Source organism: Streptococcus parasanguinis, from assembly GCF_016648925.1.
Lineage (GTDB): Bacteria > Bacillota > Bacilli > Lactobacillales > Streptococcaceae > Streptococcus.
The window spans coordinates 1-20,485 of record NZ_JACLQX010000001.1; the positions used below are offsets into that span (position 1 = coordinate 1).

The window sequence follows — 20,485 nt, forward strand, 5'->3', positions numbered from 1 at the left end:
ACATTTTAAATAAAAAATACGCAATTTTAATTGGCACTGACCCCCGTAAATGAGAATTAAATAAAAACATCTCCAAGTTGGATTTGGTACAATATAATCAAATGCTCATGGAGGTGTCTTTTTATGGTTAAAAAACGTGTGGAGACGGTGGTATTATTGTCAAGAAAATAGAATAACATGCTATAAAACTGTCGAAATAGGTGGCTTTTAGGATTTTAACAGAAATCAGTTCTATAATAAATTAAAAATCGTGTTGGTAGAAAAATCGTCTACTTCTACCAACACGATTTTACAAAGAGCCTTTTTTAGACAAAAAAGACATCCAAGAGAATACTCTTGAATGTCTGTAAACGTTGATATAATCGAGTTGATTAACGTTTTGAGAATTGTGATGCTTTACGAGCTTTCTTAAGACCTGGTTTGGAAAGTATGAATTTCAGTTGGACTAAAAACAGCGTAATATCAAGACTTTTCTCCGCTTTTATAAAAGCTTTTTTCCAATCAAATTCAACTAATTTTATCCGAATGGTGTGGATTTTACCCCCAAAATTACAGAGAATGGAGCTGATAAACACTAAACGTTCACACCATTAGTTAAATGATTTTTTGTTCATCATTTTTCTTAGATGATAGAACTTCTAATTTATTTCTTATTCAAGCAAAAACAACCTGCTATAAGTAAGAAAGAGGAAGATACAAGAAAAACACGGCGTAAAAACCGATTCAGTTCATTGTCCTCAATCCTTGTCTGCTTCATTTTCTTTTACGAGATCGTTTTGTGAATCTTTTTCAGAGAGTTTTTGATCAATATACTTGTCAATGTTTTCATAAAATTCCTTGGTCGCTTCACTATCTAATGTTGGCGAGTTCTGAACTTGATTCACTTTCAATTGAACAGATTGAATACCGTAAGAGGCTTGTTTTTGGTGGAGTGTTTCTAATTCTTCTTCTGAAATCGGATCTCCAACAACCGTCAAGACCAATTCATTGTTACTTGACTTGTAGACTTGATTAATAACCGTATAATTGGCGAACTCTTTTCCTACAAACTGTTTGATCCCTTCTTTGCGCGCTTGTTCTATTGTCAGAGTAACTGCCGAATAGCTAGCTGGAAGAATCAACAATACAATCAAAGATATCAAGCCAATTCTCATTTTAATGCTCAGCTCTTTAAATGAAGTTAAAGGAGATTTTCTCATCAAAATTCTTGTTCCAACAATGTTGGCTAGCATGATAAAGACACAGTTGATCAAGAAAAGATAGAGAGCCCCCAATAAAAATCGTACATTCCCATTAGCTAAACCATAGCCAGCAGTACAGATAGGCGGCATCAGAGCTGTAGCAATGGCTACTCCTGGCACGATATTGTTTGCTTCTTTTTTCCTTGAACCGATCACACCAGCAATCCCACCAGCAATAGCAATGAGGACATCCCAAATGGTTGGAGAGGTTCGTGCAATCAACTCGCTACTTGCATAAGACAAGGGAGAAATCCAGAAATACAGAGTCGAGACAAGCAAACTGACCAACACTTGAGTCAATAAAACCTCTAGAGATTGCTTGATTAAACGCGTATCAAAAATAGCTAAACCGAATCCCAGTCCAACAATCGGTGTCATGAGAGGTGAAATCAACATGGCTCCTATAATGACAGCTGTTGAATTCATATTTAGTCCGATAGAGGCAATAAAAATTGCACACATCAAAATCGCTGTATCTCTCAATCGAACATGAAGGTCATCGTATAATTTCTCACGGTATTCCCGTGTTGAATAATTGGCAGTCATTTGTCCTCTCCTCTTTCCTTATTTAAATTGGTATAATAATTAAAAATAACAGCTGATAAACAGCCAAAAAATATGAGCCCATAAATCGTCAAGAAGACACTGGTAATCCTTCCAATCAAGGTCACAGCTAGGAGATCCCCGTAGCCGACAGTCGTCGAAGTCACAAAAGCATACCAAAGACCGTCTCCGTAATTTGTGATAGCAGGTTCAACTAGGAAAAGCACGCCTCCTGACCCAAAAACAAAGGTCACAAAACTCAGAGCAAACCGAGTAAAACCCGTAACCTGCATAATATGCCATAACATTTTTAAACGTTTCATTTGTTCTCCTTATTCATACTAGCTCCTGACCGAGCCGTTTTTTTCCAATAATCAAAGTGAAGATAGGACATGATCTCCATCAGAGAAAGATAGACAAACTGATAGATCTGATTTAAGCTGATTATCAACTGATATTGTTTGAAAAATGACTGGAAGAAAGACCAGATATGACTGTCTTGAATCAGTCCCTTCTTAATATCAGACAGGATATTAGCTAAAGCTCCCAAGGACTGAAACGGTAAATCCTTGACATTTATATAGATCCGGTCCACCACATCATTCAGACTGGTATCTTGGATGGCATGAAATTCTCCAAAGAGAACTCCTGCCGCTCCAAGAGTAGAAACAAATTCCACCAAATAATTTCTGAGGAAATTTTCTCAACCTTTTCCCATAATGTGTTTAGTGCCATCCATAACGATCCCAACCAGAAAAAGGAAAGAAAACAAGCAAAGAAATTTTGCCGTAAATCCCAAAAAGCTTCAAGACTTGGTGTTGTTGGTTTTTCTAACTCTAAAACCAAGATGGTCATAATAATTGCTAGAACAGCATCTGTCAATACAATTAATCTGTCTTTCTTCATCGGATTGCATCCCCTTTCTTTTTTGTAACATTCTATCTTATCGCATAATATTGGATATTCTTTCATAATCCGACTACAAACAAAAATAAACCAAAAAGTATGTCCCTATTATACTATATTTAACTCTAGAAGTATTCATCCATCTAATTAATAAATATATCATATTTCACAATAAGTGAATACTATCAAAGATTCATCCCCTTTCACTTCATCATGTAGTGTTGCTTAGATTTATCAAAAACAACCAAATTTGTATTAATTTCAAGTATCACCTAGTTACAAAAATTTGGGGTGAACAGAAAAAGCATCCCGTATTTTTGATACGAAATGCTTTCAATAAGTTTAAATAAGTTTTAACGTTTACTAAATTGTGATGCTTTACGAGCTTTTTTCAAGCCTGGTTTCTTACGTTCAACTTTACGTGAGTCACGTGTAAGAAGTCCTGCGCGTTTCAATGAATCGCGGAAGTCTGGGTCTACTTGAAGAAGGGCACGAGCGATACCGTGACGGATAGCTCCTGCTTGACCTGCGTATCCACCACCTACAACGTTAACGAAAACGTCGTATGAACCTGCAGTTGAAGTAACTGCGAATGGTTGGTTGATTACAAGACGAAGGTCAGCGTGTGGGATGTACTCTTCAACATCTTTTTTGTTAACAGTGATTTTACCAGTTCCTGGAACAAGGCGAACGCGTGCAACAGCGTTTTTACGACGTCCAGTACCTGCATATTGTGCTTGTGACATACTTTATTGTTCCTTTCCTTAGATAAGTCCTGAAATATCAAGAACTTCTGGTTGTTGTGCAGCGTGAGTGTGCTCAGCTCCAACGAATACTTTCAATTTCATACCTTGAGCGCGGCCAAGAGTATTGTGTGGAAGCATACCTTTAACTGATTTCTCGATCAAACGTACTGCATTTTTAGAACGAAGTTCACCAGCAGAGATTGATTTCAATCCACCTGGGTGGTTTGAGTGAGTGTAGTAGATCTTATCAGTTGCTTTTTTACCAGTCAATTTAACTTTTTCAGCATTGATAACGATTACGAAGTCACCTGTATCAGTGTGAGGTGTGAATGTTGGTTTGTTTTTTCCGCGAAGCACGCTAGCAACAACTGCTGAAAGGCGTCCAAGAGGTACATCAGTTGCGTCAACAACGTACCATTTGCGTTCTACTTGGCCTGGTTTAGCCATGAATGTAGTTTTGTTCATGATTTCTCCTATATGAATGTCGTTTTTGTTTACAGGGCGGATGTTCCGGTCCGCAGGGTATTTGAAAGGTTCCGGGGCCTTACAAATGGGGTAAACAATACCGCCTACTATTGTATCAAAATTCTAAGATAAAAGTCAACCGATTTGGAAAATTATTTGCGATTTTCTTTTCCTATGACAAATCCGATCAAGGAATTTGGGCCGACGTGGGCGGAGATGACTGGTCCAAGGGGCGTTACAAGGACTTCGTCGATGCCATCAAGTGCAAGCATTTCTGCCTTCAACGCTTCGGCTCCTTCTAGATCGTTTGTATAAGAGACCAAGGCTGTGCTTTCACCGATATCGGTTTTGATCAACTCCAGTAATTCTCGGACGGCTTTTTTGCGTCCACGAACTTTCGTAATGGGCACTAATTTCCCTTCTGCATCAATCCAGAGAATGGGCTTGATGCTGGCTAGACTTCCCATGATCGCAGCGCTCTTTGAGAGGCGACCACCACGCATGAGGTGGTAGAGATCATCGACGAGGAAATAGGTCCGCAGTTTTGGAGCTAGAGCCATGATCTCTTCTTTGGCTTCTGCTAATGAGCGACCCGCATCGCGCGCTGCTACTGCCCGCATGACCAGGTAGCCCTCTCCAATCCCAGCAGCCTTCGGATCGACAATCTCGATCACGGCTTCCGGGTAGTCTTCTAAAACCAGGTCTCGTGCCATGACTGCACTCTGATAGGTCCCAGATAAGACCGATGAAAAGGCTACATAAAGTACAGCTTTTCCATCTTTTGCAAAGTGCTTAAAGGTCTCCTGAAATTGGCCCACATTGACCTGACTGGTTGTCGGTTTGGCTCCATTTTTCATGGCTTCTAAAAGCTCAGGGCTGGTCAATTGACCTTCTCCTACTGTCTGGTAAACCGTCCCATCTAACTCAATGGTCAAACCCAGAATGGTTACCTGGTGTTCCTTGGCCCAGTTTTGGTCCAAATCTGCGGTCGAATCGGTTAAAATAGCAAATGTCATTACTTGTCTCCCATCATTTCTTGTAATTGTCGCAATACTTCGTGATCGAGTGGTCGCATGGGTGGTTTTTGATCGTTGACCACTCGCTGCGCCTGGTTGAGGTTTCCTTTGACGACTGCGACCCGTTTTTCTAACTCTCTGGCAGATACCCGAAGAGCTCCTTGAGCAAATACGGTCCATTGCTCATTTAAGTCACTGGTCGCTACCGAAACTTGGTGGAGGGGCGTATTAAGCTCTGCCGCCAAACGCTCGATATAGTCATCTGCCGTTTCATCCTCGCCGGTAAATACCACCTGAACATTGAACTCCTCATAGGTCTGCCGCACTCCTGGCATATACTGGGCATCAAAGACACAGATGACTTCGATCCCTTCAAAGCTAGCATAGTGGCTCAGTTTTTGCAGGAGGATGTTGCGGGCTGCATCGAGCTCACTTTTTTGAAAGAGCTGGCGGGTCTCCTGCCAAAAGGCAATCATATTATAGCCGTCAACCAATAAGATTTTTCGTTTCATATCATTGCCTTTCTAGGATTATAGTCGATTGCGAAAGACCTCATACATAAGGATGGCTGCTGCCACACTGGCATTGAGGCTTTGCACATGACCATTCATGGGAATGGTAATCATCTCATCGACTTGCTTTTTGATGTTGGCTGAGATTCCTTTTCCTTCATTGCCAATGATCAAGGCTAACTTGCCTGCCGTATTCCACTGGTGCGATGGCGTGCCGTTCATGTCGGTTCCAAAGACCCAGAAACCCTCTTCCTTTAGCTTGTCTAAGGTTTGGCTAAGATTGGTCACACGCGCAATGGGAATGTGTTCCACTGCTCCGGTAGAAGTTTTAGAAACCACTGGGGTTACCCCGACTGCCCGGTGCTTAGGAATGATGACTCCTGATACATTGGTCGCATCAGCTGTCCGTAGGATAGATCCAAGATTGTGCGGATCTGTTAAACCATCGAGAATCAACAAAAGCGGGTTCTCTTCTTGGGCTGTCTGTTTCAGAATCGCTGCCAAGTCTGTGTAAGCAAAGGCTGCCACACGAAGAACGAAGCCTTGGTGAACAGCTCCTTCTGTCATTTCCTGCAGGGTTTTCTTTGGCGTCCAAGAAATCGACACCTTCTTTTCAGCTGCTAAGGTCTTGATCTTATCGACATTTTTTCCTCGGAGGTCTTCTTGAATATATAATTTATTGCCTGTATTGGCTTGTAAAGCCTCGGTGACTGCATGGACACCGTATACGATATCGTTATTTTCCATAGAACTAGTATACCACAAGAAAGGAGGATGAGGCCAATTCATGATATAATGAAATGAAATCTATCTCAGCGAAACCAGCAAAATAGAAAGGAAGCCATGCCTCTTTTTCAACGAACCATCAAGCTCACCTTGGCCACCTGTTTAGCAGCTGCCCTTGCTTATGCTCTGGGCTTGACCTATGCCATCTCAGCTGGCGTCATTGCCATCTTGAGTATCTCTGATACGCGTCGCAGTACGATCAAGCAAGCCTATCAGCGTTTTATGTCGACTTTGCTGGCCCTTGTGATCGGAAGTCTCGCTTTTTCCTTTTTTGGCTTCAACCTTTGGGCACTGGGAGTCTTTATCGCTCTCTATGTTCCATGCGCCTTTCTAATGGGCTGGCAGATCGGCATCACCCCTAGTACGGTCCTCGTCACCCATCTCTTGATTGAGCAGTCTACTTCCTGGGGGCTCTTGCTCAATGAACTTGCCCTCTTTTTAATAGGAACCAGCTTTGCCTTACTAGCCAATCTCTATATGCCCTCTCACCAGGCAGCGATCGATCACTATCATGATGTTGTCGAAGACCAACTAAAGAAGATTCTTGCCCGTTTTGCGGAATTTCTTGGTAAAGGGGATGGTCGCAATGATGCTCGCTTGATCAAGGAGTTGGATGGTATCCTAGAGGACGCTTTAAATCTAGTCTATCTGGACCATTCCAACCACCTCTTTCACCAAACCAACTACCATATTCACTACTTCGAAATGCGCAAGCGGCAAAACGATATCCTGCGGGATATGGCTGAGAACGTCAACCGCTGTCAGTTGGCGGCGAGCGAAAGCATAATCCTAGCTCAACTATTTAAGAAGACGGCCCAACAGTTAAGCCAGGAAAATCCTGCCCAAGATCTTCTAGATGATATTAATCAGTATTTGGCGATCTTTCGCGAACGTCCTCTTCCCAAGACCCGTGAAGAATTCGAAACACGCGCCACCTTGCTCCAACTCTTAAGAGACTTAGAAACTTTCATCCAGGTCAAGGTTGATTTTTACCAACAATTTCATAAGGAAACAGAATAGACAAAAAGGCCCTTGCAAAATGCAAAGGCTTTTTTATTGGGGCAGTTGTTGTAAACGCTTTCCTAAAATGGTATACTAGAACTGGAAAATAACTTTTTTAAGGAGGGCCTTCTATATGAAGTCTTCGTATAAGAAACATTTGTACACTACGACACTCAGTCTCTCAGCGGCTGTCTTGCTTTCCGTTATCGGTCATGGCCAAGCTTCAGCCGATAGCTTAGAAACTCCTCAAACGGAACCAAGCACGGTCCTTGAAGCGACACCTGCTACTGAGCAACCTGTAGCAGCCGAGACGACCAGTCCTGCTACAGCCACAGAAGTAACTCCTGCTAGTCCTACAGAAAGAGCAGCGACTTCTGATGTGGCTTCTACTACAGAAGTTGCTCCAACCGCTAGTCCAAGCACTACCCGTGCTACAACAACCGCTGACCAAGCAACTCGATTGGCGGATAGCACCATTTATCTCTCTGAAAAGAGCACGATTGATGACAAAGTCCAAGAAAAAGCTCAAGCTGCTGGCAAGATCAACTGGACCTTAGACAATAAGCCACTCTCTGAGTGGAAAACCTGGGATATGGAGACAGGAACACTGAGCAAGGATCCATTCCTTACTATCACAGAGACCGCAAACGGCAATGATCTGGATCTCCACATTGACGTGCAAGATCTCTTTGGTGGAGATCTCAGTCTTCGTAGCCCAAATAATATTCGCCGGACTTACCGCAACTACATCGGCAACCATGAACTAGTCGGGACCAATGCAGACTTGGGTGTGACCATCAATAAAACCCTTGTTTTTCGACCTTACCAAGACTACCATACACATGAAGAGATGCTAGCTGCTATCGAAAAATCCAAGGAAGAAGCGAAACCCGATCGTTTAGTGCAGCTGGAAACCCTTGGCAAGAGTGCCCAAGGCCGGGATATGAAGATGGGGATCGTGAGCAAGGACCAAGCCAGCATCGATCACTACCTGTCTAGTACCAACCCTACAGCTTTGACTAAGCCAAGCGAAATGCTGGCCGCACTAAAAGACAAGACCTTGGATTACAAATTACCTGTCTTAGTCCACAACACCCACGCGGATGAACAGCCAGGCATTGATATCATCACAGGCCTCTTCAATACCTTTGCGACCAAGGAAAAGGTGACCTTTAACACCACAGATGAAGCTGGAAATGCTAAAACAGTCACGCTAGATATTCCAAGCTTGCTCAATAAATTCATTTTCTTATTTGACTTCACGGAAAACCCAGATGGGGATGCTCTCAACCTGCGGGCCCTAGCAAACGGGCTCGATCCAAACCGGGATGCCAGCTACCAAACCAACCCTGAAGTTCGCACGGTTATCCAAATGATCAACAAATGGAATCCGATCGCTCTCTACGACTTACACGGTTTTATCAAAGAATTCTTGATCGAACCTGCAACGCCACCACATGATCCGAACTTCGAATACGATCTTCTGTCAGACCTGATGCTAGAAAATGCCCATCATATGGGACGGGCAGGAGTTGCCAATTCTAAATACAATAGTTACATCATTCCAAAACTGGATTGGGGCGATGGCTGGGATGACTCCTTCTCTGGCTATACAGGGGTTTATGCTGTCTACCATGGTATCTTAGGTCATACCATTGAAATTCCAGAAGGAAATGAAGAATCCTACAAAGCAGGTCGCAATGCTGTCCTAGGAGGAATTGACTTCCTTAACCAAGATCCGGACCGTCTCCTTGAGATGCGTCTCAACTTCTACCTGCGTGGTCTCAATAGAACCGAAGATCCAAAAGCCGAAAATGAACTGGTTGGCCCAAATGGGGAAATCGTTGGACGTGTGAAAAACAGTCGTCCGAAATTCTTCCCAGACTACTACGTCATCCCAATGAGCCTCGACAAAGACAACGATGCCCAAGAAGCCTTCAATATGATCGACTACTTCAAACGCAATGGTGTCCTCGTTAAGGAACTCAAAGAAGATATTGGCAACTATAAAAAAGGGGACTTAGTCATTGACATGGCCCAAGCCAAACGTGGCTATGCCAACCACATTCTCTACAAGGGCTCCAACGAATCTGCCTGGGCTGCTATGTACGCAGAGTTGCTGGTCAACTTCCCAGATATGAGAGGGTTCAAGTCCGAACCTGTCTTTGCGGACGGTCTTTTCAATGGAAAATTAGGAGAAGTCACCACCACCCGCGCCACTCGTACCTCTGAGATCGATCCAAAAGCTCCTTACTATGTGATCGCAAATACCTCAGCCAGTGCCGTTAAAGCTGTTAACCAGGCTATTGCACAAGGAAAATCTGTCTACCTAACAGACGATGGCTACATCGTTGACCGCGATACCTTTGCTTCGCTCCTACCAAACTATGCCATTTATGGTGATGCCCTCTACAAGGTACCAAGCGGACCAACCTTGAAACCGATGAAGGTCTACTCTCCGAACTACCACTATAATTGGGCCGGAGTAGATGCTCCTGCTCATACTAGTCTGGTCCTTGAAAAATTAGGCTTCCAAATTGTCAATACGCCAGAAGAAGCGGATGTTGTTATTTTGGAAAGCAACCGGTTTGACGCTTCCATCTTTGGTAAGAAACCAACTCTCGTCATCGGCGGGGAAGCCATGCAGAAACTGGAAAAATTGGGAGTTCTTGCAGGATTTGACGCTGAAAAATTAAAAGGCGGTAGCGACTACGAGGGCTTGATGAAAGCGATCATTGATGATCAGGATCCATTGACCAGCGGATACAAGAAGAACGCCCTCTTCTACTCCAACTCAGGAAACTGGATTGAAAAGGTTCCAGAGCATTTCAAAACCTTGATGAGTATTGCTCCGAGCGATTATTATATTGCAGGTTGGTGGCCACATAACGATGTTCTAGCCAACAAAGTCATGGCCATCTCTGGAGAACTGATGGGACAACCACTCTTTGTCTATGCAGGAAATCCAACCAACCGTCAACACCCTGTCCACTTCTTCCGCTGGGTAACCAACGCGATCTTTGGCAGCAAGTTGGCTAGCTTGATGGATTACGTTCCAGCTAAGGAACCAGATCAAGTGGTGGTTCCAATTCATAACCAAACAACCACTCCACAGCCAATCTTGACCAAGAAGGAGACTCCTAAAGTTCTCCTTCCACAAAAAGAAATGACAACTGAAAATGGAGAAAGTGTGCAAGCCTTGACTTACCAAGTGGGACAAAGCTTCCAAGAAAGTCCATCCAAGGCACAATTGCCACAAACTGGAGAAGACACAAGGGCGCACTTCATTCTTTCAGGCTTCTTGTTAGCCATTAGCGGAGGCTTCCTCCTCTTGAAAAAGAAAGAAGTTGAATAAGATTTTAGACTAGCTATGAATTTCAAGTTCATCTTTTCATAGAAAATCAATTTTTCATATAAAATAATCTAAAAATTAGACAGAAATTATAAAACTCGCTCTAATATTTAGCATTATTCAGTCTTATACTGAAACTTCCCGCTGTGAGAAAAGTGCTTGAAACTGTCATGTTTCAAGCACTCGGGAGTTTTGAAAGTAAAACAGTTCGGGGAACTGTTTTAGCCTGAGCCTAAAAATTGAAAAGCGAAGGGGTTCAATACTAATTGAACACGGGCTACGGATTGTGTCAAAAAGATAAGTTCTCCTAGAATCGAAAGATTCTGCGTCAAACTTCCTATTTTGACTTTATCCGTAGACGCCCTATGTATCTTAATTAGTCATGGAACTTCGTAGAAGTTCGCTGACGTCCGTACTCACCTAAGGAAAGTTACGAAAGATATATCTTCAAAAAGAACCTTCGCGTTTGCGAAGGTTCTTTCTATTCCACCAATTCCAGCACAATGCTTTGGTAAGGGGCCAATTCTAATACCTGGTCTCCTTCTTGGAACAACCCAGCAGTATTATTTAAAACGAGCGTTTTAATCGGAGCTGGTAACTCCAAAGTGGCCTGGCGATTTTGGAAATTGCTGACAACCAAGAGAAGCTTGTCCCCACGGCGTTCAAAGGCAATGATATTCTCACGGTCCCGATACGCTGGGATCATATCTCCAAACCGGATGGTATTTCCATAGAGGGGATGGCGATACAAGGCCGTCAGCTGGCGGTAATAATTCAAAATAGAATCTGGATCCTTTTCCTGGTCTTCCACATTAATGGAATAATCTGGTTTGGGACTGATCAGCCAGGCTGGTCCATCGCTAAAGCCCAGACCTGGCTCTCTTGTCCACTGCATCGGTGTCCGCGCATTGTCTCGGCTGTAGTTGGCAATCACTGCTAAGGCTTCTTCCTCGCTCAAACCAGCTTCTTTAGCCACATGATAGCCATTGATGGTCGCGATATCATCAAAGTCCTCTACTGATTCAAAGACTTGGTTTTCCATTCCAATTTCTTGGCCTTGATAGATAAACGGAATTCCTTGCGCAAAACCTGAATAGTTCCTAGGGCTTTTTTACTGGTGTCGTTTACTGGACCTTCAGCAATATAATGGGACACCCCACGAGGCTCATCGTGGTTTTCAATGATGGTCGAGAGAATCCCAATACTATCTGCGCGCTCATGCGCTTGGAAAATACTTTCCTTGAGTTCATCTGCAGTTGGAAGAGCATGATCGAACCAGCCTTTTCCTTCCTGACCCAGCATGGTTTGTTTGAAGTCAAAGATGGAAGAGAAGACACCATCTTTTCCAATGAAGAAATGCAATTCTTCGTCGGTTTCATTGAAAACTTCCCCTACTGTGAAGGCATTGTACTTGGCGAAGGTCCGCTCCTTTAACTCTTGCAAGAAAGGTTCAATCGGTTGGGCATTGACCAGCGATTCCGGTACTGGGACCAGGCCATTGTCACGATCGGACGGAAGTGAACGCCATTCTAAATCTTTTTTAATGTTGATGATGGCGTCGATCCGGAAGCCCGCAATTCCCTTGTCCAACCACCAGTTGATCATCTTGTAAATCTCTTCGCGTAAGACAGGATTTTGCCAATTGAGATCCGGCTGATCCTTGTGGAAAGAATGGAGATAGTATTTGTTGGTGCCAGGAACGGGTTCCCAGACACTGCCTCCAAAGTAACTTTCCCAGTTGTTGGGTTCCTTGTCACTTTCGATGAAATAAAAGTAATCCGCATAAGGACCATCTGGATCCGCTAGAGCTTTTTGGAACCACTCGTGATGACTGGAGCAGTGGTTGACCACCAGGTCCATGATGATGGAAATGCCCCGTTTCTTACCTTCCGCAATCAGCTCCTCCATATCTTCCATGGTTCCAAAAATAGGATCAATGGCATAATAGTCGGAAATATCATAACCCTGGTCAATAAACGGACTCTTGTAAATAGGCGATAACCAGAGAATGTCAATCCCTAATTTTTGAAGGTAATCGAGTTTCTCCGTGATGCCTTTCAAATCCCCAACGCCATCACCATTGCTGTCTTTGAAGCTTTTTGGGTAGATCTGATAAGCGACCTTCCCCTTCCACCAGTCTTTTTCCATGTCTTGTCTCCTTAAAATGAAAGAGACTGAGACACATTGTCTCAGTCTCTATAGCGTCAGTAGGTATTAGTATACTGTTTTTTCAGTTTCTTTGTCGAAGAAGTGAGCTTTGTTCAAGTCAAATCCAAGTTCGATGGTTTCACCAGTTCCAAGGTAGTCACGTGCATCTACTTTAGCGATGAATTCGTTGTCACCAACTTGGCAGTACAAGTGAGATTCTGAACCAAGCAACTCAGATACAGAGATGGTTGCTTTCACGACTGATTCTGGGAATGTTTCAAGGAAAGCAGCTTCTGTATTCACGTCTTCTGGACGGATACCAAAGATCAATTCTTTACCATCATAGCCTTTTTCTTTCAAGACTTTCAAAGCACCTTCTGGAACTTTCAAGTTCAATCCATTGGCAACGATGTGTCCACCTTCCAATTTCACGTTAATGAAGTTCATAGCAGGGCTTCCGATGAATCCAGCTACGAATTTATTCACAGGGTTCTTATACACTTCTTGCGGAGTACCGATTTGTTCTACACGTCCGATAGTACCTGTACCAGCTGGGTTTTTAGTAGCAGACATGATAACGATACGGTCAGCCAATGTCATCGCTTCTGTTTGGTCGTGAGTTACGTAGATTGTTGTAGCTCCGATACGACGGTGGATTTTCGCAATTTCAGCACGCATGGATACACGAAGTTTAGCATCCAAGTTTGACAAAGGTTCGTCCATCAAGAACACTTTTGCATCACGGACAATGGCACGACCCATGGCCACACGTTGACGTTGACCACCAGAAAGGTCAGCTGGTTTACGATCCAAGAATTCTTTCAAGCCAAGGATTTCAGCTGCTTCTTGTACACGTTTGTCGATATCTTCCTTGCTGTATTTACGCAATTTCAAACCAAATGCCATGTTATCGTACACAGTCATGTGTGGGTAAAGAGCGTAGTTTTGGAATACCATGGCGATATCACGGTCTTTAGGTGCCACGTTGTTTACAACAGTGCCATCGATTGAACATTCACCTTCTGTGATGTCTTCAAGACCAGCGATCATACGAAGAGTCGTTGATTTACCACATCCTGAAGGACCTACGAAAACGATAAACTCTTTGTCTTTGATGTCCAAGTTGAAGTCTTCAACTGAGTAGTGTTCGCTGTTTGGATATTTTTTATAAATGTGACTAAGATTCAATTCTACCATGATGGTACTCCTTTGATTTTTATAGTTCTATTGTAAATGAAAACGTTTTACAAATCTATGGCAAGTCTCACAAAAAAGAAAAAGAGTTTTGTGCAAGTTGCACAAAACTCTGGATTGATTCCGTTTAAATCACATCTTGTAAGACCAAATGATAGCACAGGGCTAGATCTGTCAGATTTTTCAACTGAAGACCCGTCAACTCCTCCCACTTGTCAATCTTGTATTGGAGCGAATTGCGGTGGAGATAGAGTTGCTGGGCGGCCTTGGTGACGACTGCCCCATTGTCCCAAAGAGCAACAATGATGTCTTGCAATTGATCTTGACTTTCAATCAACTGATGCAAACTTGCCTTGATTGGAGTGAGATCCAAATCTGCCTGCTCGATTCCCCACAGATAGAGTTGAGAAAAGCGATAAACACCTTGATGGCCCTCTCGAATCCAAGCTCGAAAGACCGCCTGTTCTGCTCGGATGACAGGAGACACTTTCCCGTCTTTTGACTCGGTCCATACTTGCCCGACCAGGATAGATAAACGAATATTGAAGTCATACTCCATGGCAGAGACAGTATCTTTTAAGATATCGGCCACAGGTAAAGACTGGTCTTGATCTAGAATGAGCACATAATCTTGTCCGCTCAGTTGCAAGGTTGCTCGGAAGTTGGGCAAGAGTGTCTGCATCATCTCTAACCAAGAAGCCGTCCCTTCCGCTGTTGAATGTGAGATGTGGCAATAGACGAGCTGCATTTTTTGGATGACTTGAGGGGCTTCTCCCTTTCCATCGATCAGGTACTGGTACCAAGGATTAGGGGCAACCTCTTCTTCACCGCCCAACCAGGAAATCAATTGTTTTTCTCGCTCGGTTAGCTCTTCTTCCTTCAGCAGCAGCCATTGATGAGCCTGAAGGGGAATGGCTACATAACCCGTTGGTGGATTGGGTTGATCCGTTACCTCTGCCTGAGGAAACCACTCTCTGATATCTTTCACTACTTTGTCCCTTCTTCCACTTTTTGAATACACCAAGCCACCAATTCCTCTAAGCGGTTGATTTCATCTGTCAAGTGCAAGTAACCCATGACCGCTTCAAAACCTGTCGACATACGATAGGTCACAACGTCAGCATTTTTGGCCTTGGTGTGGCTATTGGTATTGCGACCGCGCTTGTAGATCTCCAACTCTTTTTCCGTCAGAATTTCTTGCTCCAGCATGCTTTCAATCAAGCTGGCCTGAGCCCGAGCAGAGACATAGCGGGTGGCAGCCTGATGAAGCTTATTGGGCTTGGTCATCCCTTGAAAAATCAGGTGTCTGCGAATATACATGGAATAGACCGCATCTCCCTCAAAGGCAAGGGCAATCCCATTGATTAGATTGACATCAATCACGTGTCCACCTTACACCTTCTTTTGTATCCAAGAGCTTGATTCCTTGTGCAGCCAATTCATCGCGAATCGCATCTGCTCGCGCAAAATCTTTCTTAGCCCGCGCTTCCTGACGTTCAGCGATCAAGGCTTCAATATCCGCATCCAAAACTTCTTCAACAAAGACCACTCCAAAGACTTCTAACATCTTTGCCAAGGCATCCTTAACGTCTTGATTGTAGTGACCTGAATTGATCCATTTGGCCAATTCAAAGACGACGGTGATTCCGTTTGCGGCATTGATATCTTCATCCATGGCCGCGATAAACTTGTCCACAAAACTTTGCAAGTCTGCTGGATCTACTTCTCCTGTGAACGGTTGCTCATAAGTGTTTTTCAAATACTTGAGGTTGGTCTCCGCATCGCGCACAGCTTTTTCTGTGAAGTTAATCGGCTTGCGGTAGTGCTGGGTCGCAAAGAAGAAACGAAGAACTTGACCATCAATGGTCTTGAGTGCATCATGCACAGTGATAAAGTTGCCCAAGGACTTGGACATCTTAACATTATCAATATTGACAAAACCATTGTGCATCCAGTAGTTGGCAAAGGTCTTGCCTGTCTTAGCCTCTGACTGGGCAATTTCATTGGTATGGTGCGGAAACTCAAGGTCAGCTCCACCACCGTGGATATCAATGGTATCGCCTAAAATCCCCGTTGACATGACCGAACATTCGATATGCCAGCCTGGACGACCAGGTCCCCAAGGGCTTTCCCAAGAAACTTCACCTGGTTTGGCAGCTTTCCAGAGGGCAAAATCGACTGGATTTTCCTTGCGAGCTGTTTCCTCATCTGTCCGACCAGAAGCACCTAGCTCTAAGTCTTCCAAAGTTTTATTGGCTAATTTTGCATAGTTGTGGGATTTTTCCACACGGAAATAGACATCGCCTTGGCTCTCGTAGGCATAGCCTTTTTCGATCAAGTCGATAACAAAGCGAATGATATCATCCATAAACTCAACCACACGAGGGTGGCGGGTTGCAGGCTTGACTCCAAGAGCCGTCACATCTTCACGAAAAGCCGCGATGTACTTATCCGCCACTTCCTGAGGAGTAATGCCTTCCTCTTTGGCACGATTAATGATCTTATCATCCACATCTGTAAAATTGGAAATGTAGGCAACTTCGTAGCCACGATACTCAAAGTAGCGACGAATCGTGTCAAAGGCCACCGTTGAGCGGGCATTCCCTACGTGGATATAGTTGTAAACCGTCGGACCACAAACATACATGCGGACCTTTCCTTCCTCGATGGGGACAAATTCTCGCAAATCACGAGACATGGTATCATAAATTTTTAACACGCTTCATTTCCTTTCTGTTTCTACTCTTTTGGCTTCAAATAAACCACCTGAGTCTGTTTGACAAAGCCAATCTTTTCATACAAACGTTTGGCACCTACATTGCTGTCTTCCACGGCAATCTGAAAGGACTTGTCATTTTGCTCAATGAGTTGGTTGACAAGAGATTTTGCCAGGTAGCTTCCATAGCCTTTTCCACGTTCATGTTCGGCTATTGCTAAACCATAGAGGTAATTCGTATTACTCGATAAATCAACTGTACAAGTTCCAATAACCTGACCGTTTTTTAGCAAAATATATAGGCGACTTTCTGGATCTTTCAGAGCTTCAGCGACATATCTATCCACAACTTCTTTAGATTCATGCTCCTCTGAAAATGCCTGAAATTTCAACTGACTAATTTGATCCTGATACGAACGATCTGCTAACAAAACGTCCAGATTGGAAACAGTGGCTAACGGATAAGGTCTTCTATCCTTACCTAACCAGGTTTCTGTCTCTTCATCCTCGACCAGTCCCCAATTGCTGGCAAACTCAGGATGGCGCTCTAGAAAAACACGTTCTGTCTGAAAAGTTACAGACTCAATTGGATAAGAGGCCGTTTCTGTCTCAAAACTTCCATACAAAGCACGCGCAATTCCCTGCCGACGGTGATTGGGGTAGACCAGAATCGCTACTTCCACATCTTGGTCATCCGCATAGATAGTTAATAGGCCAACAAGTTCACCCTTTTCATAATAAAGGAAAAAGGCGGGCATATCGGGATCAAAATTGAGCATATTGGAGAGATAAGGATCCCGAAAAGTTCCGTCATACTTCTGACAGATGGCAATAAGGGCCTTTGCTTCCAGTAGTTGGTGGTCATTCAATGTATGGGTTGCTTGAATCACGTAGCGATCTCCTTACAAGCTAGAAGACCGATGACTGGCTTCCTTGGCATGCTCCATCTTATTCACATAGTATTCGCGTTTTTCTTCTTCTTGGTGAATGATTGGCTCATCCTTCTTACCGTGAACACGAACAATCTTGGCAGGAATACCGACAACGGTCACATCACTTGGTACATCTGAAACCACGACCGCTCCCGCTCCTACTTTGGCCTTGGCCCCAATCTCAATCGGACCGATGACCTGGGCATGAGCGGAGACCAAGGCTCCTTCACGAACCGTTGGATGGCGTTTCCCGACATCCTTCCCTGTTCCCCCAAGGGTCACCCCGTGGTAGAGCATGACACCTTTTTCAACAATGGCCGTTTCCCCGATAACGAGGCCCGCTCCATGGTCGATAAAGACACCAGAAGCAATGGTCGCACCTGGATGGATTTCAATCTGGGTCCAAAAACGCCAAAACTGACTATGCATCCGCGCCAAGAGCTTAAAGCCATGGTTCCACAAAAAGTGGGAAACACGGTGAGCTGCCAGTGCTTTGACGCCCGGATAGGTCAAAAGGACCTCCAGCGAGGTACGCGCTGCTGGGTCATTTTCTTTTACAATATCGATGGTTTCACGCCACCATCCCATACCGTGCTCCTCCTTTTCTAATGATTATTCTGAATCTTTTTGTGTAATAGTAAAGTCTTTTTTAGGTTTGTGGTCTTTGTTGTGGTGACGAGGACGGTCGCCATGGCGATGAGTTTTTTCACCTTTTTCCTCGCTGTTTTCTGCTTTTGGCGGACGAGGGAGAAGAGCTTTCATAGAAGCATCGACACGACCTTTTTCGTCAATCTTGATAATCTTCACATCGACTTCATCACCGATGGCTACCAAGTCTTCGACACGGTTGGTGCGCGTCCAAGCCATTTCAGAGATATGAACGAGGGCATCTGTCTTGTCAAAGAGGTTGACAAAAGCACCAAATTTCTCGATCCGAACCACTTTGGCATGGTAGACTTCGTCCACTTTCGCTTCACGAACCAAACCAGCAATGATTTCCTTAGCACGGTTGATGGCATCTTGGTCGCTCGAGTAGATAGATACGTTACCTTCTTCGTCGATATCAATCTTAACGCCTGTTTCAGCGATGATCTTATCGATGGTTTCTCCACCCTTACCGATGACAATCTTAATCTTGTCCACATCAATCTTGATGGTGTCAATTTTCGGAGCTGTTGGAGCCAATTCTGGACGAACTTCTGGAATAGTTGCTTCGATCACATCAAGGATTTCAAAACGAGCTTTCTTGGCTTGAGCCAAAGCTTCCGTCAAGATTTCCGCAGTAATCCCTTGGATCTTGATATCCATTTGAAGGGCTGTAATCCCATCACGAGTTCCTGCAACCTTGAAGTCCATATCTCCAAAGTGGTCTTCCAAACCTTGGATATCTGTCAATACGGTATAGTTATTTCCATCTGAGATGAGACCCATGGCAATACCTGCTACTGGTGCCTTGATTGGCACACCACCCGCCATAAGGGCAAGTGTTCCCGCACAGATAGAGGCTTGAGATGAAGAACCGTTTGATTCCAAAACTTCTGCTACCAAACGAATCGCGTATGGGAATTCTTCCAAGCTTGGCAATACTTGAGCAAGAGCACGCTCTCCAAGAGCACCGTGACCAATTTCACGACGACCAGGTGCACCGTAACGTCCAGTTTCCCCTACAGAGTATTGTGGGAAGTTATAGTGGTGCATAAAGCGTTTCTTGTATTCTGGATCCAAACCATCGATGATTTGCGTTTCACCCATTGGCGCCAAAGTCAAGATAGAAAGAGCTTGCGTTTGTCCACGCGTAAAGAGTCCTGAACCGTGCACGCGAGGAAGGTAGTCGACTTGTGCATCCAACGGACGGATTTCGTCGACCTTACGACCATCAGGGCGAACCTTGTCTTCAGTAATCAAACGGCGCACTTCTGCGTGTTCCATTTGTTCCAAGATTTCAGCTACATCACGCATGATCCGGTCAAATTCTTCGTGGTCTGCATATTTTTCTTCGTAAACGGCTGTCACTTGGTCTTTAACCGCTTGAGTCGCAGCTTCACGCGCTAATTTTTCTTCTACTTGAACTGCTTTTTGGAGGTCACTGTTGTAGGCTGCAATGATTTCAGCTTGCAAGTCAGCATCTACATGAAGCAATTCTACTTCTGCTTTTTCTTTCCCAACTGCTGCAACGATTTCTTCTTGGAAGGCAATCAATTCTTTAACAGCTTCATGCCCTTTGAGAAGGGCTTCCAACATGATTTCTTCTGACAATTCTTTAGCGCCAGACTCTACCATATTGATAGCGTGTTTGGTACCAGCTACTGTCAATTCAAGAAGAGAGCGCTCAGCTTGTTCTTGCGTTGGGTTGATGACGATCTCCCCATCCACATAACCTACTTGTACCCCGGCGATTGGTCCGTCAAACGGAATATCTGAGATAGAAAGTGCCAAGGATGAACCAAACATGGCTGCCATTGGGGCAGAGGCATTTTCATCGTAAGAAAGAACCGTATTGATGACTTGCACTTCGTTACGGAAACCTTCCGCAAACATAGGACGTATTGGACGGTCGATCAAACGCGCTGTCAACGTCGCATCAGTAGAAGGACGTCCTTCCCGTTTCATAAAGCCACCAGGAAATTTCCCAGCCGCATACATTTTTTCTTCGTAGTTGACTTGAAGTGGGAAGAAATCCCCAGTTGCCATCTTCTTAGACATGACAGCTGCCGTCAAGACAGTTGACTCACCGTAACGTACGACAACAGCGCCATTTGCTTGCTTGGCAACCTGGCCAGTCTCTACGATTAACTCACGACCCGCAAAAGTCGTTTGAAACACTTGTTTTGTCATTGTAATCCCCTTTGGATTGATAAAATTATACGACTTGCCTACAAAGATCAAGATATTTTGGACGGTTCGGCTTGCCGAACATTTCTGTAGA

18 protein-coding genes and 1 pseudogene are annotated in these 20,485 nt (G+C 44.1%); 2 read left to right on the forward strand and 17 right to left on the reverse strand.

The window, feature by feature from the left end:
* Positions 1 to 737 precede the first annotated feature (737 nt).
* The 9 genes from H7T97_RS00005 to rlmB form a co-directional block, all read right to left on the reverse strand.
* Positions 738 to 1,787, reverse strand: coding sequence for a DUF389 domain-containing protein (locus H7T97_RS00005; RefSeq protein WP_000126416.1), 1,050 nt, complete (start codon positions 1,785 to 1,787; stop codon positions 738 to 740).
* Positions 1,784 to 2,107 carry a potassium channel family protein gene (locus H7T97_RS00010; RefSeq protein ID WP_000825751.1) on the reverse strand — a complete coding sequence of 108 codons (324 nt, stop codon included), beginning with the start codon at positions 2,105 to 2,107 and terminating at the stop codon, positions 1,784 to 1,786. The genes H7T97_RS00005 and H7T97_RS00010 overlap by 4 nt, the downstream gene beginning before the upstream one ends.
* A complete protein-coding gene (locus H7T97_RS10210) occupies positions 2,104 to 2,463 on the reverse strand; it encodes a hypothetical protein (RefSeq protein ID WP_000397555.1) in 360 nt (119 codons plus the stop codon). The genes H7T97_RS00010 and H7T97_RS10210 overlap by 4 nt, the downstream gene beginning before the upstream one ends.
* The gene (locus tag H7T97_RS00020; RefSeq protein WP_006151097.1) at positions 2,388 to 2,690 is read right to left on the reverse strand and encodes a TMEM175 family protein; all 303 of its coding nucleotides are present in this window, start codon (positions 2,688 to 2,690) and stop codon (positions 2,388 to 2,390) included. The genes H7T97_RS10210 and H7T97_RS00020 overlap by 76 nt, the downstream gene beginning before the upstream one ends.
* Positions 2,691 to 3,043: 353 nt before the next feature.
* A complete protein-coding gene (rpsI, locus tag H7T97_RS00025) occupies positions 3,044 to 3,436 on the reverse strand; it encodes a 30S ribosomal protein S9 (RefSeq protein WP_002893764.1) in 393 nt (130 codons plus the stop codon).
* Positions 3,437 to 3,454: 18 nt separating this feature from the next.
* On the reverse strand, positions 3,455 to 3,901 hold the full coding sequence (rplM, locus tag H7T97_RS00030; RefSeq protein WP_002876943.1) for a 50S ribosomal protein L13: 447 nt from the start codon (positions 3,899 to 3,901) through the stop codon (positions 3,455 to 3,457).
* 152 nt (positions 3,902 to 4,053) lie between these two features.
* Positions 4,054 to 4,917: a DegV family protein gene (locus H7T97_RS00035; RefSeq protein ID WP_125334920.1), complete on the reverse strand. Its 864-nt coding sequence runs from the start codon at positions 4,915 to 4,917 to the stop codon at positions 4,054 to 4,056.
* The gene (locus tag H7T97_RS00040; protein WP_003004212.1) at positions 4,917 to 5,429 is read right to left on the reverse strand and encodes an NYN domain-containing protein; all 513 of its coding nucleotides are present in this window, start codon (positions 5,427 to 5,429) and stop codon (positions 4,917 to 4,919) included. Before H7T97_RS00040 ends, H7T97_RS00035 begins: the two co-directional genes overlap by 1 nt.
* 18 nt (positions 5,430 to 5,447) lie before the next feature.
* Positions 5,448 to 6,176, reverse strand: coding sequence for a 23S rRNA (guanosine(2251)-2'-O)-methyltransferase RlmB (rlmB, locus tag H7T97_RS00045; RefSeq protein WP_031576142.1), 729 nt, complete (start codon positions 6,174 to 6,176; stop codon positions 5,448 to 5,450).
* Positions 6,177 to 6,272: 96 nt separating this feature from the next.
* On the opposite strand from rlmB, the gene H7T97_RS00050 reads away from it, so the two are divergent.
* The gene (locus tag H7T97_RS00050) at positions 6,273 to 7,235 is read left to right on the forward strand and encodes an aromatic acid exporter family protein (RefSeq protein ID WP_201088902.1); all 963 of its coding nucleotides are present in this window, start codon (positions 6,273 to 6,275) and stop codon (positions 7,233 to 7,235) included.
* Between the two features lie 115 nt (positions 7,236 to 7,350).
* A complete protein-coding gene (locus H7T97_RS00055) occupies positions 7,351 to 10,572 on the forward strand; it encodes an LPXTG-anchored zinc carboxypeptidase (protein ID WP_201088904.1) in 3,222 nt (1,073 codons plus the stop codon).
* A gap of 478 nt (positions 10,573 to 11,050) precedes the next feature.
* Here the strand turns inward: H7T97_RS00055 and H7T97_RS00060 are convergent.
* The 8 genes and pseudogenes from H7T97_RS00060 to pnp form a co-directional block, all read right to left on the reverse strand.
* Positions 11,051 to 12,717, reverse strand: a pseudogene (locus tag H7T97_RS00060) (alpha-glucosidase).
* Positions 12,718 to 12,783: 66 nt separating this feature from the next.
* Positions 12,784 to 13,914, reverse strand: a complete 1,131-nt coding sequence (locus H7T97_RS00065) for an ABC transporter ATP-binding protein (protein ID WP_003010064.1) — start codon at positions 13,912 to 13,914, stop codon at positions 12,784 to 12,786.
* 124 nt (positions 13,915 to 14,038) lie between these two features.
* A complete protein-coding gene (locus tag H7T97_RS00070; protein ID WP_195487425.1) occupies positions 14,039 to 14,899 on the reverse strand; it encodes a helix-turn-helix domain-containing protein in 861 nt (286 codons plus the stop codon).
* A complete protein-coding gene (locus tag H7T97_RS00075; protein WP_195487424.1) occupies positions 14,899 to 15,294 on the reverse strand; it encodes a Mini-ribonuclease 3 in 396 nt (131 codons plus the stop codon). The genes H7T97_RS00070 and H7T97_RS00075 overlap by 1 nt, the downstream gene beginning before the upstream one ends.
* The gene (gene cysS / locus H7T97_RS00080; protein WP_195487423.1) at positions 15,287 to 16,630 is read right to left on the reverse strand and encodes a cysteine--tRNA ligase; all 1,344 of its coding nucleotides are present in this window, start codon (positions 16,628 to 16,630) and stop codon (positions 15,287 to 15,289) included. Before cysS ends, H7T97_RS00075 begins: the two co-directional genes overlap by 8 nt.
* Before the next feature lie 20 nt (positions 16,631 to 16,650).
* Positions 16,651 to 17,517 (reverse strand): GNAT family N-acetyltransferase, encoded by an 867-nt coding sequence (locus H7T97_RS00085; RefSeq protein WP_195487422.1) that lies wholly within the window; start codon positions 17,515 to 17,517, stop codon positions 16,651 to 16,653.
* Between the two features lie 12 nt (positions 17,518 to 17,529).
* Positions 17,530 to 18,147 carry a serine O-acetyltransferase gene (gene cysE, locus H7T97_RS00090; RefSeq protein WP_031576159.1) on the reverse strand — a complete coding sequence of 206 codons (618 nt, stop codon included), beginning with the start codon at positions 18,145 to 18,147 and terminating at the stop codon, positions 17,530 to 17,532.
* 24 nt (positions 18,148 to 18,171) lie between these two features.
* Entirely contained in the window at positions 18,172 to 20,394 is a 2,223-nt protein-coding gene (pnp, locus tag H7T97_RS00095; RefSeq protein ID WP_195487421.1) for a polyribonucleotide nucleotidyltransferase, read from the reverse strand.
* Positions 20,395 to 20,485 lie beyond the last annotated feature (91 nt).

Excerpts from the sequence above, each read along its gene's own strand:
- H7T97_RS00005 (WP_000126416.1), bottom strand. The coding sequence starts at position 1,787 with ATGACTGCCAATTATTCAACACGGGAATACCGTGAGAAATTATACGAT.
- H7T97_RS00010 (WP_000825751.1), bottom strand. The coding sequence starts at position 2,107 with ATGAAACGTTTAAAAATGTTATGGCATATTATGCAGGTTACGGGTTTT.
- H7T97_RS00020 (WP_006151097.1), bottom strand. The coding sequence starts at position 2,690 with ATGAAGAAAGACAGATTAATTGTATTGACAGATGCTGTTCTAGCAATT.
- rpsI (WP_002893764.1), bottom strand. The coding sequence starts at position 3,436 with ATGTCACAAGCACAATATGCAGGTACTGGACGTCGTAAAAACGCTGTT.
- rplM (WP_002876943.1), bottom strand. The coding sequence starts at position 3,901 with ATGAACAAAACTACATTCATGGCTAAACCAGGCCAAGTAGAACGCAAA.
- H7T97_RS00035 (WP_125334920.1), bottom strand. The coding sequence starts at position 4,917 with ATGACATTTGCTATTTTAACCGATTCGACCGCAGATTTGGACCAAAAC.
- H7T97_RS00040 (WP_003004212.1), bottom strand. The coding sequence starts at position 5,429 with ATGAAACGAAAAATCTTATTGGTTGACGGCTATAATATGATTGCCTTT.
- rlmB (WP_031576142.1), bottom strand. The coding sequence starts at position 6,176 with ATGGAAAATAACGATATCGTATACGGTGTCCATGCAGTCACCGAGGCT.
- H7T97_RS00050 (WP_201088902.1), top strand. The coding sequence starts at position 6,273 with ATGCCTCTTTTTCAACGAACCATCAAGCTCACCTTGGCCACCTGTTTA.
- H7T97_RS00055 (WP_201088904.1), top strand. The coding sequence starts at position 7,351 with ATGAAGTCTTCGTATAAGAAACATTTGTACACTACGACACTCAGTCTC.
- H7T97_RS00065 (WP_003010064.1), bottom strand. The coding sequence starts at position 13,914 with ATGGTAGAATTGAATCTTAGTCACATTTATAAAAAATATCCAAACAGC.
- cysE (WP_031576159.1), bottom strand. The coding sequence starts at position 18,147 with ATGGGATGGTGGCGTGAAACCATCGATATTGTAAAAGAAAATGACCCA.
- pnp (WP_195487421.1), bottom strand. The coding sequence starts at position 20,394 with ATGACAAAACAAGTGTTTCAAACGACTTTTGCGGGTCGTGAGTTAATC.